Origin of the sequence: Microcoleus sp. S13C4 (assembly GCF_036700865.1) — a bacterium.
Lineage (GTDB): Bacteria > Cyanobacteriota > Cyanobacteriia > Cyanobacteriales > Microcoleaceae > Microcoleus.
Window position 1 is genome coordinate 57,750 of the sequence record NZ_JAUBPS010000016.1, and the last position, 14,251, is coordinate 72,000.

Consider the following 14,251-nt stretch of genomic DNA (forward strand, 5'->3'; position numbering starts at 1 on the left):
GCACCTTACTAAAATTAACCCTTGCCAACGATCAATTCTGGCTCTTGTTCCGGTGCGATTCCTTCGGGTGGCAGTCCCAAAATATCGCTGTACAAGTTGATGTATTTCCGGGCCGAAATATCCCAGCTAAAATCTTCTCTCATGCCGCGCTGTTGCAGTTCTCTCCACTTATCTTTGTAGCGGAAACCTTCCCAAGTTCTGATCATGCAGGTGAACAAGTCGAGGGGTTCGTAGCGATCGAAACAGTAACCGGTACCAGTATTGTCGATCGGGTTGTTGTGGGAAACGGTATCGACTAAACCGCCGGTGCGGCGAACCATTGGCACGCACCCGTAGCGGAGGGCGAGCATTTGGCTGATGCCGCAGGGCTCAAAACGGCTGGGCATCAGGAAGCTGTCGCAGCCTGCGTAAACGCGCCGGGAAAGGGCCTCGTTGTAGAGTAGTTGGGTGGACATCCGACCGGGATAGCGGGCTGTCATTTGCCAGAGTTGGGTTTCGTAGTAGCGATCGCCCGTTCCGAGTACAATAAATTGAGAGTCGGTATAGGCCATGAACAGATCGAGCATTTGAATTATCAAATCTAATCCCTTCTGTTCTACCAGCCGCGTCACCATGCCGATCAAAAAAGCATTTTTATTTACTTCTAAACCGACTTCTTCTTGCAGCGCAATTTTATTAGCGGGGCGCTTTTCAATAGTATCAACACTAAATTGTTGATGGAGGTACTTGTCAGTGGCGGGGTTGTAAGATTCTGTATCAATTCCGTTCAAAATGCCTGATACTTTGCCACCGATGTAAGACAGCAGGCCTTCCAAACTTTCCCCATAAGCTGGGGTTTTGATTTGCTCGGCGTAAGTGGGTGAAACTGTATTTACTCGATCGGCAAACTGTACTGCGGCAGCCATTGTATTGTGACCTTGCATATACCAAGGACACCAAGTCATCTGCTCCAAACGCCAGCGCCACGGCCCTTGATAAGCTAAATTGTGAATAGTAAAAACTGTGCTGATATCAGGATCTTGGCTCATCCAAACAGGTATCATCCCCGTATGCCAGTCGTGACAGTGGATAATTTGGGGCTTCCAGTGATTCCAGGCAAATTCAGCCGCAGCATTGGCAAAGAAAGTGAACCTCCAATCTTCATCTAAACCGCCGTAAACGCGGCGCGGCAAGAAAGATGGATGTTGCATTAAGTATAAAGGTACATCGGTTCCCGGCAAAACAGTTTCAAACACCGAGAAGCTTTGAAACATGGCCGCCCCATCCCAAACAGGTTTTTTGGGAACGTCCATTTTGTCGGAGATGAAACCGTAGTAGGGCATGAAGATGCGGACATCGTGTCCCATGCGCCGCAGAAATTTAGGCAAAGCGCCGACGACATCGCCCATACCGCCCACTTTTGCGAGGGGTGCTGCTTCGGCGGATACAAATAAAATACGCATTATTTTTTTGTGTTCCTTGAGATTGTTAGTCTAAATTAAGTTTAAATGGGGAGCGTCACAATATTAACGTGATCGTGCCAAATAAATAATTTTCTATCCCTATTCTCAGATCGGCGTCGGTTCATCTTCAATAAAAAAGATAGCAAGCGCTTTTTGAGGTAACAGTGGCGGGGGATGAAAGTGCGATCGCTCGTACTCCCCTCCCGCGATAATTTTCACGCTCTAATCAAATTTATCTGTCACTTTCTGAGGAACGGTAAACATCAAAAAATGTATGAACTTTGGTCATTTTTACGCATTAGTAAAACTGCCCGCAAAGCCATCAGTATGTAATTAAGGAAATAGCGATCGCCTTTTTCATCCCCTCTGAGAAAAAGAGCGATCCTCTTCGAGGGCTTCGCCCACGCCCGAATCACATATTACGGACAACGGGAGCATCTTAATGAAAGCAGCCCAGCTAGAAATTGGAGTTTTGAGGCAGGAAGCAGGAGGAAAGAAGAAGAAGGAAGGAGCCAGAGGAAGTGTTTTTACAAATATGAGATGCTCCCAGATAACCCCAGACTAATTCTGAGAATTGTCCTCAAAAGTCTCCTCAAATCCCGCTAGAAAATCATCCAAAGCTTCAGAGGCGATCGCCAAATTAATATTATCAGCATCTTCCCATCCCCACGTATTCACCCCAACCACTTGACCTGCCATATTAATCAGTGGCCCCCCGGAATTTCCAGGATTAATCGCCGCATCAGTTTGCAACACCTTCACCTCACCCACCTCATCTTCGTCGTCACCGCCTTCTTCATATTCCTCGGGTTCGCGAATTGCACTCACAATACCTTGAGTTACAGTTGAAGCAAACTGCCCCAAAGGATTGCCCACAGCAATTACTCTATCTCCCACTTTCACATCAAAAGACAACTCTAGAGGAGGATATTCTTGGGGAGAGTCCACTTGTTCCCCTGTGTTCGGGTCGAAGGTAAAATCGCTAATTAAGAGTAATGCTAAATCTTCTTCAGTGTTACCAGTAAACACCACCTCTGCCAATCTCAATTTTCCGTCGTGAGTTTCGACTAAAACCTGTTCGATTTCATCTTCCTCATAGAAGTAATCTTGATCGGCAATATCTTCTACAACGTGATAGTTCGTGACAATTATGTCCGGCGATACAAAGAACCCGCTTCCTGAAGATATCTCTTCTTCTGTATCCCAATCCATGACGTAAATTGACACTACGGACGGCAAGACTTGCTCGACTACATCCGAAAAATTTCCTGCTTGAGTTTTGAACTCTTTCAATTGCTTCTGCAAAGCTTGTTGGTCTGCCTGCATTTTGCTATAGAGTTGCTGAACCTTTTTCAATTCCAGCTTTAATTGAATTTCTCTAGCGCTCATATTGGGCCTTTACCTGAAATAAATTGCTGATTAATTTTGGATGTTTGATTATAGATTGGGGATGGGGATGTTAAGAATTATAGGACTTACGAAAAAAACCGGTTTTTACCATAAATCTTGGGCTATACAGCGAGACTTACATCAGAAACCGGGTTGCTTAACACCCCTGCGGAGCGTCCTAAGTTAGTCAGATATTTTTGAAATCCATCACGCAAGTCCTACCTAAAATCCCCTCAAAAATCTACAATCAGACTGCTACTCTACCCGTGAAAGCCAAAGCAAACCGCCTGTTACTTTTATTTTACAAAAGGCGATATATCGCGTCTAAAAGCATTGACAAAGAGATGCGGATCGGTTTTAGGAACCACGTTGAACTTGGACAAATATTTCCTCCAAAATTTCACTAGCACCCTGTTGGCGCAGGCGGTGAGCGAGGTCAATTCCGATCATTTCAGCAGTCTCGGCGGCGCCGGAAACACTATCTTTGACGAATCGCTTGCCGTCGAGACTCGATACCATTCCGGTTAAGGTTAATTGACCGTTTTCTATTTTGGTATTGACGCCGATTGGCACTTGACAGCCGCCTTCTAATTCTCGCAGAAATGCGCGTTCGGCATAACATCTTTGGGCGGTTTCCAAGTGTTCGAGAGCTTTAATCACTGCCATGATTTCTGTGTCTCCGGCGCGGCATTCGATGCCCAAAGCACCTTGTCCGACGGCGTGAAGGGAGATTTCAGCAGGGATAATTTGGTGGATGCGATCGCCCATTCCCAATCTTTCGAGGCCGGCAACTGCTAAAATAATCGCGTCGTAACCGCCCTCATCTAATTTAGCGAGTCGAGTATTGAGATTGCCGCGAATATCTTTAAATTCAAAATGAGGGAAATGATGCCGAAGTTGAGCTAGCCGCCGCAGGGAAGAAGTGCCGATTACTGAACCTTCTGGGAGGGTGTCGAGTTGCTTGTCTTTGTGCTTGGAGTGAACTACTAAGGCGTCAGCGGGATTTTCTCGTTCGGTGACGCATCCTAAAATTAAACCTTCGGGCAAATTGGTAGGCAAATCTTTGAGGGAATGAACGGCAAAGTCCGTTTCATTGTTAATCATCCCCGTTTCTAATTCTTTGGTGAAAAGTCCTTTATCGCCAATTTTAGCGAGGGCGACATCAAGAATTATGTCCCCTTGGGTTGACATGGTGTGGACTTCAAAAGTGTGTTCCGGGAAGTGTTTCTGTAGCTGTTCTTGCACCCAGTGGGTTTGCACGAGGGCGAGTTGGCTTTTGCGGGAACCGATGCGAACGGTTCGGGAAGGGGCAGATGTGGTTGGGGACATAAGATCGATCGGAGGATAGCTTGAAATCAGCCAATATATTCACCTGATCTAGCGTACCGCAGGTGGGGACTTTAATTGCTGGTTGGGATAATTCGGGCAATAAAATAGAAATACCAGGTTTTGAGCGCCAGTAGCACTGAGTCTTGATGATGTTTCCCATCCAGCGTTGGGCGTCGCTTGCAGTCCCGGCGATCGACATTCCGAAGCAAAGGCTACGGGCGATGTACGATTTACCTAGGGTCGAGCCGGATGAACCTGGTTGACATGAGGAGTTAGCTTAGCTGCAGCGAGAAAGAATTAGCTCAAAGGTTGCGGGATTGGGGGAGAGAAACGTAGTGGCGAGGGGAAAAGGGCGATCGTAATTGCGATCGTACTTCTAAAGCCACCACATAGCTTAGCATCAAAAGTGAATTTGTCAAATTACTAAAATCCTAAAACTATGAAAAGTGCTCTTGACGTAGCTCGTTACTTTTTATGTCATGTCGATCGAGAAGCAGGCGATACCATTTCTGGGCTGAAACTGCAAAAGCTCGTGTATTATGCACAAGCTTGGAGTTTAGTCTTTAGAAGCCAGCCGCTATTTGATCAAGATATTGAAGCTTGGGTTTCTGGCCCCATTGTCCGCGATGTTTGGAATGAGTACAAAGCTTACAAATATAGCGATATTCCAGATCCCAATTATTTTGAAGAAGAATTTGATGAAGATGAAATCGAGGTACTCGAAGAAGTTTGGAATGCTTATGGAGAATTAAGTGCTAAACATCTTGCAGGATTGACGCAATCAGAGACACCTTGGCTCAACGCCCGCAAGGGATTAGAACCTGCAGAAACATCAACTAAAATCATCTCCCACGAGGATATAAAATCCTGCTATGCACCTTTGGTGGAGGCGTAAGTGCAGCTTCCTTGCCAAAAAGTCGATTCCCTCCGGGATAGCTTCGCTTCACGACCTTTTAGTTCTCAGCTACGGCAATCAATAACTGAACTTCAATTCCTAAAGTCCGAGCACTGCAAGCCAAAGCCTCATCGCCAGTCACCAAAAGCAACTGATTAGAACTTGCTACTGCTAAATGCAGTGCATCTAAGGTACGCAACGGTACTTCAAAGCGGCTAATCCAATCGCGAGCTAAATTGTAATGAATTGGCTCTAAGGGGATGCGAGTATAAAAATTTTCATCCAAGTCAGTTTGAAAATCGAGTCCTATTTGTCTTGCCTCTTCTGGAGAAATTTCCCTCATTCGCAATTTGCGGGCAACTGCTGAAAACAGTTCCACCTCAACTAATTGACTTAGTGCGGGCGTGTCTTCAATCCTCAGCAATTCAGCAACAGCATCGCTGAGAGCTTCTGGTAAATAGAAGGGGACAAGAGCGCTGGTATCTATATAAATCAATACCGTGCTTCCTCCCTTAGCCTAACGACTGTTGCACTCATGGGCTCGCCCTTGACATTAATGGAGTTTCGGAATGCTTTACGCCTAGCTAACCGCTGCTCCTTGGATAGTGGCGGAACTATGCGAGCTACTACTTGGCCGGACTGTAGGATTGTCACTTCTTCTCCTTTGGCTACCTTTTCCAAGATAGCTTGCAGACTCTGCTGGGCTTCTTCAACGCTAATCGCAGGCATCTCATTAGTTTTTTAGGTACTTTTTAAGTGTACAGCAACGGGATATTTAATGCGAAAAAAATCGATTCTCTACCGTGCCCGAAGGCAAGCGCCTTCTGGATAGCTTGGCTCGCGCGTACCTTTTCCATTTCTCACCCAAATTTAACGTTGCCCTGCTTGAAGTGCAGAATTTGCTATCTGGATAACTTCTTGCTGCCGTGCGTTTTTCCTTGTGACTCGGTACAGCACCCCCAGCCTTTGCCACTCAACAAAAGCAGTGCAGTAAGCACCGCAATTATTGAAATAAATCCCCCTGATTCCGCCCGCCAATTCCACGCTTCTGTAAGTATCCTGTGGCAATCGCGAAGGAGGCGAAAACGGTTCATTTCTTTTAGCTTCGATGGTGCCGAAATAACAGGCCCCGGCACGGCATCCTTTGCCTAAATACATTGCCACAATGTAACCGTGAGCACCCGCTTGCACATCAAAATCAAGTTGCTGAATTTCAGATAAAGGCAGTCTACTCGGAAGAAAAACAGGCACTCGCGTTTTGCCTTTGATTTGCCGAAAGATGGTACTGGCAGGAAAACTACTGTTAGCTTGGTTTGTACCTGAGTTATCGGGGATTGGGGAAAACTTTTGCACAAAATTCCTCCACTGCATAACTCTATTTTTAGCAATGTTAAAAGTGGGAATCGAGTATTTTTCTAGCGCAAAAGAAGGGCTACCGTTTTTCAGGTTGAAGTTGCGGCGAATCACTGTAATTTCGGGTTTGCCTAAGCCGTAAGCTGTGGCTATGGAACGGGCGAGATTGCAGCTAATTTTGAAGCGTCCCATTTCAATATTGCCATTTTCCGCTTGATAAGACCAATTGTAACCTTCAGAAGGGCGATCGCGATCGCACAGAAAATGAGAAATTTCAAACATTTTGGCAATATGAACATCGTACAACCGCAACTTGCGGCTGCCGGCAGATTTTGCAGTGTTGCGATCGGGTACAATAAATTGTATGGGTTGCCAGCTATCTTCAGGGGAAAAATTAAACCAGCGGATTTCTGTAATCGGGAGTTCAGTCCTTGCTAACGCTGAGTTTGGTGTCAAAGGTGCGTGAAGCGAAGCTATCCCGAAGGGAATCGTAAAATCAGTCACAATACAAGCAAAAATCGCCGCAAATAGCCATCTTCCCCTCATCCTGATTTCCCCCGAAGTAGGTAAGCGCAAAAAAATATAGCATCTTATAAAGGGCGAGTGCGAGTTAAGATATATCATACAATAACGGTAAGGTGCGCGCTTACGCACCCTACATATAGAAGTTGTGCCTCCCCGACTGCTAAACTTAACGCTTCCCAGCTTGAATAGCAGAATTTCCTATTAAAATTAAATCCGATTCTCGTCCGTTCTTAATGGCGACGGTATACATAAAACCCTGAGTTTTCCACTGAAGAGTTGCTGTGCAGTAAGCCCCGCAACCGTTATGATAAACTCCTTTCACTCCGCCCGCAAGTTTGACATTTTTTAACGTCTTAGTTACCCCTTCTAGTTTTGTAGTAAACTCCCCGCCTTTTTGACCTAGAATTGACCCAAAAGAGCAAACTGTCGTACCGCCGCAATCTGGTTTATACTCGATTGAAATACTATAGCTGTTTGCTTGTGCTGTAGTTGGATAATACATTTTTCCCGAAAGCGGAATCCTGCTGGGAATAAAAATAGGCACTTGCGTTTTGCCTTTTAATTTTTGCAAAATTTGACTTACCGGAACCGCAGTGCCTCCTTGAGCAATTTGTGTTGTTCCCGGTTGTCGCAGCGACAATTGCGAAGATCCAAAAACAACCGAGGGAGGTACTAAAGCAGTCAATACACAAGCAGAACTAGCCAAAAGTAATAATTTCTTCTTCACGGTCTTTTCCCTTAATATTCCAAGAGTTTGGTTGGGCGGCGAACCGCATTTACCTATGTACAACCATAATTCAAACTACCCAATTAACTCTCGCTTTTCCGGGAAAAATGTTTTTTGACTATCTTGACAAGGTTGCCAGAATATGAAGTCATCTATAATATAGAGAAGGCGAGCAATTTAGGAGTCGATCGTGGAACTGCAAGAGTATTTGCGCGAGCACGGATTGGAAACTTTGTCCGAAACTTATCATATCAAAGTTACCCGCCACCGCCAATATCCCGATTTAGTCTGTCTGAAATACTCGCAGATAGAATCTCCCCTGGGCGAAAAAATAGTCCAGCAGTGCCGAGGCATTATTTTAGATTCATCTCAAAATTGGCAGATAGTTTCTTATCCCTACGACAAATTTTTTAATTACGGAGAAATTCACGCCGCTGCAATTGATTGGAGTCATGCCAAAGTTTATGAAAAACTCGACGGTTCTCTGACTGTACTGTATTTTTACAAGGGAGAATGGAGAGTGCAATCTAGCGGCACTCCCGACGCCGCCGGCGAAGTTAATGGTTTTGGGTTCAGCTTTGCCGAACTTTTTTGGAAAGTTTGGCAAGAATTGGGATATCAATTGCCGGAAGAAACCGACCAATGTTTTATCTTTGAATTGATGACGCCTTACAATAGAATAGTTGTCCAGCCAAAAAACAATCAAATTGTGCTGCACGGGGTTCGCAACACTCAAACGCTGCTAGAAACAGACCCGAGCCTTTGGGCCAATAAATACGGCTGGGAATTGGTAGCATCCTATCCTTTAACTAGCTGGAAAGAAGTTATCGAAGCGGCTCAACATTTAGATCCGATGAATTCGGAAGGGTATATTATCTGCGACGCTAACTTCAACCGAGTTAAAGTTAAGTCTCCGCAATATGTCGCGATTTCCCATCTGCGCGAAGGGTTTTCGACCCGCCGCCTGATAGAAATTGTTTTAACTAATGAAGGAGAAGAGTTTTTAGCTTATTTTCCTGAGTGGAGTGAGTTGTATCAACAAGTTAAGGACAAATATCAATCTTTGGTTGAAGAAATCGAGGAAGCTTACCGACAGCATGAACATATCGAAGTTCAGAAAGATTTTGCATTAGCTGTGAAGCATTTGCCGTATTCCGGGATTTTGTTTTCTTTGCGTGCCCGAAGAGTTGCGGGAGTGAAAGAAGCTCTCCGTGATGTTACGATCCATAAAATAGAGGAGCTCTTGGGTTTAGATTACCTCCATCTAGGTTTGTAGTAACGACTACAGTCGTTCTTGAATGAGGACTTTAGTCCTCACTACGAACGAAAATTAACATTCTATTTTAGCTGATCGAAGAAAGGAATGCACCTAATTAAACCTAAGATACAGCTAAAAAGTTTGCTGTATGATTCTTCTTCCTTCTTCCTTCTTCCTTCTTCCTTCTTCCTTCTTCCTTCTTCCTTCTACTTACCATGAAAAGAGTTATTGTACTTGTCGGTTTACCTGCTTCGGGAAAATCTCAATTTGCTAGGGAGTTGCTGCTGTCTGAACCTGCAAAGTGGGTGCGTAGCAATAAAGATTTGCTCAGAGAAATGGCTCACGCTTCTCATTGGTCGCCGGCAAATGAAAAGTTTATTTTGCAGTTAAGAGATACGATTATTTTGATGGCTTTGGAAAGCGGCAAGCACGTCATTGTTGATGATACTAATTTCGGGCCTCACATCGAGCATATCAAACAGTTGGTAAAAGGTAAAGCAATCGTCGAAGTTAATGATTCTTTCTTGCAAGTTCCGGTTGAGGAATGTATTAAACGGGATTTGAAAAGGCTTAATTCGGTGGGCAAAGATGTGATCATGAAAATGTACAATAAGTACGTGCGGGTTCCCGTTGGGCTGCCGGAATATAACCCGGATTTGCCGGATGCAATTATTGTCGATATGGACGGCACATTAGCGCTTCTCAATGGCAGAAATCCTTTTGATGCTTCGACGTGCGATCGCGATTTACCCAATCAGCCAGTTTTAGATACTGTTCGCAAGTGGCAGTCCAGCGCCCATATTATTGTAGTGTCTGGCCGCACAGATGACTGTCAGCCTCAAACTAAAAAATGGTTGCAGCAGTACGAGGTTAATTATGCCAGTCTTTATATGCGGAAAACCGGAGATATGAGGAAGGATTCGATTATTAAAGAGGAGTTCTATCGGCGGCATATTGCAGGAAAATATAACATTAAGTTTGTTTTGGACGATCGCCAGCAAGTTGTTGATATGTGGAGAGGTTTGGGATTGACGGTATTCCAAGTAGATGAAGGAGATTTTTAAGGCAGGGTTTGTTGGCGCGGGCGATCGCAACTTCCAACCATTTGCCCACTCCTAATGCTACAATCCAAGTAACATTGCAAAAAGTTTTGTTATGATATCCATTCCCCCAGCACCCCAAAAAATGACCGTTGAGGAATATCTCGAATGGGAAGCTCAACAAGAGATTCGCCACGAATATGTCAACGGCGAAGTTTTTGCCATGCCAGGCAGTACAATTCCTCATAACGATCTTGCACTCAACTTTTACAGGAACTTGTACCCGCATCTGCGTTCCAGAGGCTGTCGGATGAACGTGTCAGATGTGAAATTGCAAGTTAACTTTCAAAGCCGTTACTACTACCCTGATGTGATAGTCAGTTGCGATCCAGAAGACATTAATTCGCGCAATTTCATTCAGAATCCTAAAATAATTGTGGAAGTTCTTTCTCCCAGTACAAGTGCTAAAGATCGGGATGAAAAATTCACTTGTTACCTGAAAATTCAGACTTTGCAAGAGTATATCTTGATTGATTCACAAAAGATTTTTGTTGAGCGTTACTGTCGGGGCGAGGGCAGAATGTGGCTTTACTATTCTTACACTGCTGGAGAGATTATCACTTTATCAAGTATTGGGTTTGATTTGCCGATCGAACTTTTGTATGAAGGTGTTGGATTTGAAACAGAAACAGAAACAGAAGCATAAAAACACACTTCATTTTCCACCTCTTTCATGAACAGGCTTTCCGGCCTGTTCCACAAAGACTGAATTTTATTGTAGCCAGTTGCTCAGAGCAACGCCCATAAAAGCCTTATCAAGCCAGATTTGATATCAATTTATCGCGTCCAAGCCAACCAGCGATTAAACAAATTTTTCACAAACGGCGTCAAACGAGTGCGATTGTAAGCATCTCCTGCTTTCCGAATGGCATCAGCTTGTGTCGGATACGGGTGAATTGTGCTAGCAATCTTTCCCAAACCAATATTGTTAACCATTGCCAAAGTAATCTCGCCGATCATATCCCCAGCGTGTCGGGCTACAATAGTTGCACCTAATATTTTATCGCTGCCTTTCTTGACGTGAATTTTCACAAACCCTTCCTCTTCGCCGTCAATAATTGCCCGATCGACTTGACTGAAAGGAATTAAAAATGTATCGATATCAATGCTTTTTTCCTTAGCCTCGTGTTCCCCAATTCCGACGCGCGCAATTTCCGGGTTTGTGTAAGTACACCAAGGTATCGTCAAAGCGCTGAGCTTTTTGCGCCCGAAAAATAGAGTGTTTTGAATCACCATCCTCGCGGCAAAATCAGCAGCGTGAGTAAATTTATGTTTCATGCAAATATCGCCTGCGGCATAAATGCAGCGATTAGTAGTTTGCAAATTGTCGTTGACAAATACGCCCGTGTGTGTATCGTATTCAACGCCCACAGCCTCCAGATTCAATCCTTCCACGTTGGGCGATCGCCCTGTACTCACAATAATTTCATCTACTGTTACCGATGCTTCCTTACCTTGACATTTATAATAAATTACTTTGCCTGCATTTGTTTTCTCAACGCCCTCTATTTGGGATTCTAGTATTAGTTGAATTCCTTCGCTTACAAAAGCCTGCTGCACGATTTTAGCACCATCCGCATCTTCCTTATCTAAAATCTGAGCATTTTTGTGCAGCAATACGACTTCCGAACCCAGCCGCCGAAAGGCTTGAGCCAATTCGCAGCCGATCGGCCCTGCGCCAATTACTGCCAAACGCTGAGGTCTTTCTGTCAGGTTAAATACAGTTTCATTTGTCAGATATCCAGCTTCTTGCAAGCCGGGAATTTGTGGTTGTAGCGCCCTTGCACCTGTGGCAATTACTGCTTTTTTAAACCGGAGAGTTTGACCTGCAACTTCTACTGTATTATTGCTAGTAAAACGACCCGAACCCAAAAAAACATCGACTCCTAATTTCTCCTGATATCGTTGAACAGAATCAACATCGCTGATTCCCGCCCTGATGCGGCGCAGCCGTTCCATCACAGCGGCAAAATCCACTTCTACACTGTCAGAAACCTTAACACCAAATTTACTTGCTTCCCAAATATCGCCGACAGTGCGGGACGAGCGAATTAAAGCTTTTGACGGCACACAACCGACATTCAAACAGTCGCCGCCCATCAAATGTTTTTCAATCAAAGCAACTTTCGCGCCCAAACCTGCGGCACCTGCAGCAACAATTAATCCAGCGGGTCCCGCGCCAATTACTACTAAATTATAAGAACTAGCCGGCTGCGGATTTACCCAATCTGGCGGATGCAAATAGGAGACTAATTTCTGGTTGTGTTCGTCCATCGGGGGGACAGTTACGCGATCGACTTTTGACTGCGGCATTCGCAAATCCTCCTAATTAAATACTTTCTTCCAAAGCTTTGCTGGCTATCCTAGTGAGAAAAACAGTTACAGCAACAGTAGCTATAAAACCGAGGATATTGAGCGACCATTTGGCTGCTTCTGTTTGAGGATTTGTTGACTGACATATCGCGCCAAGCGCCGCAATATTTCCCACCAAAGAACCCGAGTAAACGTACATAATTGTACCCGGTATCATGCCAAAGGAACCCAGCACGTAATCTTTCAAAGAAACCTGAGTAATTCCCAGAGCGTAATTCAATAAATTGAAAGGAAATAAAGGACAAAGACGAGTCAAAAAAACTATTTTTAATCCTTGTTGGGAAACTGCGCGATCGAGAGCTTTAAACTTGGGGTGAGATTCCATATATTTTACCACGCGATCGCGGCACAAATAGCGCCCGATCGCAAAAGCAAATACAGCACCTAAAATCGACGCCACAAATACGTAAACAGAACCCCACCACAAACCAAAAATCGCCCCCCCTCCCAGCGTCAGTACCGAACCCGGTACAAACAGCACTGTAGCCAAGTTGTAAGTAGCTACAAAAGCCACCGGCCCCCACCACCCTAACTCCTCGATCCGCATTAACAGAGTTCTCACAACATCTTGAACGTAGGCAGATCTAGTTGCTACAATTAAGAGAGCGAGCAAAAGGGCGATCGAAAAAAACAACACTATGCGTTTAAATTTTACCCTAGCATAATCTTGGATTCGTTCTTTTGCCATGATTCACCCGCAAATATTTATCAGCATTATACTCCAAACTTAAATTATTACTGTAAACTCCCCTAAAAGCGATTGTCATGACACCAAAAGCCCAACTTCCAATCCCCGAACATTTTGACCCAAAAAAATTAGGTGAAGTCTGGCGAGTCCCCTACCAAAAACGTGCCAACCAAGCGAAAGATTGGGCAAAACAGCACAACATCCAGCCAGCCGCAAGCGACACAAACCGCATTTGTTTAATGATAATCGATGCCCAAAATACCTTTTGTTTGCCCGAGTTTGAATTATTTGTGGGCGGGCGTTCCGGTAACGGTGCTGTCGAAGATAACCTGCGGCTGTGCGAATTTATCTACCGTAATTTAAATGCAATTACAACCATTGCGCCGACAATGGATACCCACACCGCCATGCAAATTTTTCATCCAATCTTTTGGATAAATGAAGCAGGCGAACACCCCCTACCAGCCGCCACGTCAATTACTTTAGAAGACGTGCAGCAAGGCATTTGGAAAGTCAATCCAGCCGTCGCCGATAGCATAAGTGGGGCTAATTTTTCAGCACTGGAAAAACAGGCTTGCCACTACGTCAAAAAACTCCGCGACGATGGGAAATACCCCCTGACAATTTGGCCTTATCACTCAATGTTAGGTGGCATGGGACACGCGCTGGTTTCTGCGGTGGAAGAAGCAGTATTTTTTCATACTATAGCCCGCAACAGCCAAGCACTTTTTGAAATCAAAGGCGGGAATCCGCTAACAGAAAACTATTCGGTTTTGCGACCGGAAGTTTTAGATGGATTCGACGGCAATCCGATTGCGGAAAAGAATGCTAAGTTTATTGATAAATTGCTCGATTTTGATGCAGTAATTATTGCCGGGCAAGCCAAAAGTCACTGCGTTGCTTGGACAATTGATGATTTGTTAACGGAAATTTTGACGCGAGATCCGAATTTGGCAAAGAAGATTTATTTGCTGGAAGATTGCACTTCGCCTGTGGTTGTTCCGGGTGTTGTTGATTTTACGGAACAAGCAGATGCAGCTTATCAAAAATTTGCGGCGGCGGGAATGAATATTGTTCAATCTACTGAGTTAATTCTGGGCGCTTAAAGACGAGTGTTTTTTCTTGGGGTTGTCTCTGCAAAAAAAAGTATACATGATTAACCAGAGGCGGTA

At 44.6% G+C, this 14,251-nt stretch carries 14 protein-coding genes; 5 read left to right on the forward strand and 9 right to left on the reverse strand.

Annotated features, from left to right (window positions below; genetic code table 11):
* Nucleotides 1-14: 14 nt before the first annotated feature.
* The 3 genes from glgA to hemC form a co-directional block, all read right to left on the reverse strand.
* Nucleotides 15-1,442, reverse strand: a complete 1,428-nt coding sequence (glgA, locus tag QT996_RS09455) for a glycogen synthase GlgA (RefSeq protein ID WP_333046082.1) — start codon at nucleotides 1,440-1,442, stop codon at nucleotides 15-17.
* A 561-nt stretch (nucleotides 1,443-2,003) separates the two neighbouring features.
* Nucleotides 2,004-2,831 (reverse strand): trypsin-like peptidase domain-containing protein, encoded by an 828-nt coding sequence (locus QT996_RS09460; protein WP_333046083.1) that lies wholly within the window; start codon nucleotides 2,829-2,831, stop codon nucleotides 2,004-2,006.
* A 357-nt stretch (nucleotides 2,832-3,188) separates the two neighbouring features.
* Nucleotides 3,189-4,160: a hydroxymethylbilane synthase gene (gene hemC / locus QT996_RS09465; protein ID WP_333046084.1), complete on the reverse strand. Its 972-nt coding sequence runs from the start codon at nucleotides 4,158-4,160 to the stop codon at nucleotides 3,189-3,191.
* 439 nt (nucleotides 4,161-4,599) lie between these two features.
* Between hemC and QT996_RS09470 the strand changes: the two genes are divergently transcribed.
* Nucleotides 4,600-5,055, forward strand: a complete 456-nt coding sequence (locus tag QT996_RS09470; RefSeq protein ID WP_333046087.1) for a type II toxin-antitoxin system antitoxin SocA domain-containing protein — start codon at nucleotides 4,600-4,602, stop codon at nucleotides 5,053-5,055.
* A 58-nt stretch (nucleotides 5,056-5,113) separates the two neighbouring features.
* Here the strand turns inward: QT996_RS09470 and QT996_RS09475 are convergent, their stop codons facing one another.
* From QT996_RS09475 to QT996_RS09490, 4 genes are all read right to left on the reverse strand, one after another.
* Nucleotides 5,114-5,551 carry a type II toxin-antitoxin system VapC family toxin gene (locus tag QT996_RS09475; protein WP_333046090.1) on the reverse strand — a complete coding sequence of 146 codons (438 nt, stop codon included), beginning with the start codon at nucleotides 5,549-5,551 and terminating at the stop codon, nucleotides 5,114-5,116.
* Nucleotides 5,548-5,784 (reverse strand): type II toxin-antitoxin system Phd/YefM family antitoxin, encoded by a 237-nt coding sequence (locus QT996_RS09480; protein WP_333046092.1) that lies wholly within the window; start codon nucleotides 5,782-5,784, stop codon nucleotides 5,548-5,550. Before QT996_RS09480 ends, QT996_RS09475 begins: the two co-directional genes overlap by 4 nt.
* Nucleotides 5,785-5,925: 141 nt before the next feature.
* On the reverse strand, nucleotides 5,926-6,954 hold the full coding sequence (locus QT996_RS09485) for a hypothetical protein (protein WP_333046094.1): 1,029 nt from the start codon (nucleotides 6,952-6,954) through the stop codon (nucleotides 5,926-5,928).
* 145 nt (nucleotides 6,955-7,099) lie between these two features.
* The gene (locus QT996_RS09490; protein ID WP_333046097.1) at nucleotides 7,100-7,660 is read right to left on the reverse strand and encodes a hypothetical protein; all 561 of its coding nucleotides are present in this window, start codon (nucleotides 7,658-7,660) and stop codon (nucleotides 7,100-7,102) included.
* A 190-nt stretch (nucleotides 7,661-7,850) separates the two neighbouring features.
* Between QT996_RS09490 and QT996_RS09495 the strand changes: the two genes are divergently transcribed.
* The 3 genes from QT996_RS09495 to QT996_RS09505 all read left to right on the forward strand — a co-directional run bounded on the left by QT996_RS09495 (nucleotide 7,851) and on the right by QT996_RS09505 (nucleotide 10,664).
* Nucleotides 7,851-8,936, forward strand: coding sequence for a T4 RnlA family RNA ligase (locus tag QT996_RS09495; RefSeq protein WP_333046099.1), 1,086 nt, complete (start codon nucleotides 7,851-7,853; stop codon nucleotides 8,934-8,936).
* 197 nt (nucleotides 8,937-9,133) lie between these two features.
* The gene (locus QT996_RS09500; RefSeq protein ID WP_333046101.1) at nucleotides 9,134-9,982 is read left to right on the forward strand and encodes a phosphatase domain-containing protein; all 849 of its coding nucleotides are present in this window, start codon (nucleotides 9,134-9,136) and stop codon (nucleotides 9,980-9,982) included.
* Between the two features lie 91 nt (nucleotides 9,983-10,073).
* Complete coding sequence (locus tag QT996_RS09505) at nucleotides 10,074-10,664, forward strand: Uma2 family endonuclease (RefSeq protein ID WP_333046104.1); 591 nt, start codon at nucleotides 10,074-10,076, stop codon at nucleotides 10,662-10,664.
* 131 nt (nucleotides 10,665-10,795) lie between these two features.
* On the opposite strand, the gene QT996_RS09510 is transcribed toward QT996_RS09505, so the two are convergent.
* On the reverse strand, nucleotides 10,796-12,331 hold the full coding sequence (locus tag QT996_RS09510; protein ID WP_333046105.1) for a mercuric reductase: 1,536 nt from the start codon (nucleotides 12,329-12,331) through the stop codon (nucleotides 10,796-10,798).
* A 16-nt stretch (nucleotides 12,332-12,347) separates the two neighbouring features.
* A complete protein-coding gene (locus QT996_RS09515; protein WP_333046107.1) occupies nucleotides 12,348-13,079 on the reverse strand; it encodes a TVP38/TMEM64 family protein in 732 nt (243 codons plus the stop codon).
* Between the two features lie 77 nt (nucleotides 13,080-13,156).
* Between QT996_RS09515 and QT996_RS09520 the strand changes: the two genes are divergently transcribed.
* On the forward strand, nucleotides 13,157-14,185 hold the full coding sequence (locus tag QT996_RS09520) for an isochorismatase (protein ID WP_333046108.1): 1,029 nt from the start codon (nucleotides 13,157-13,159) through the stop codon (nucleotides 14,183-14,185).
* The last annotated feature ends 66 nt before the right edge of the window (nucleotides 14,186-14,251 follow it).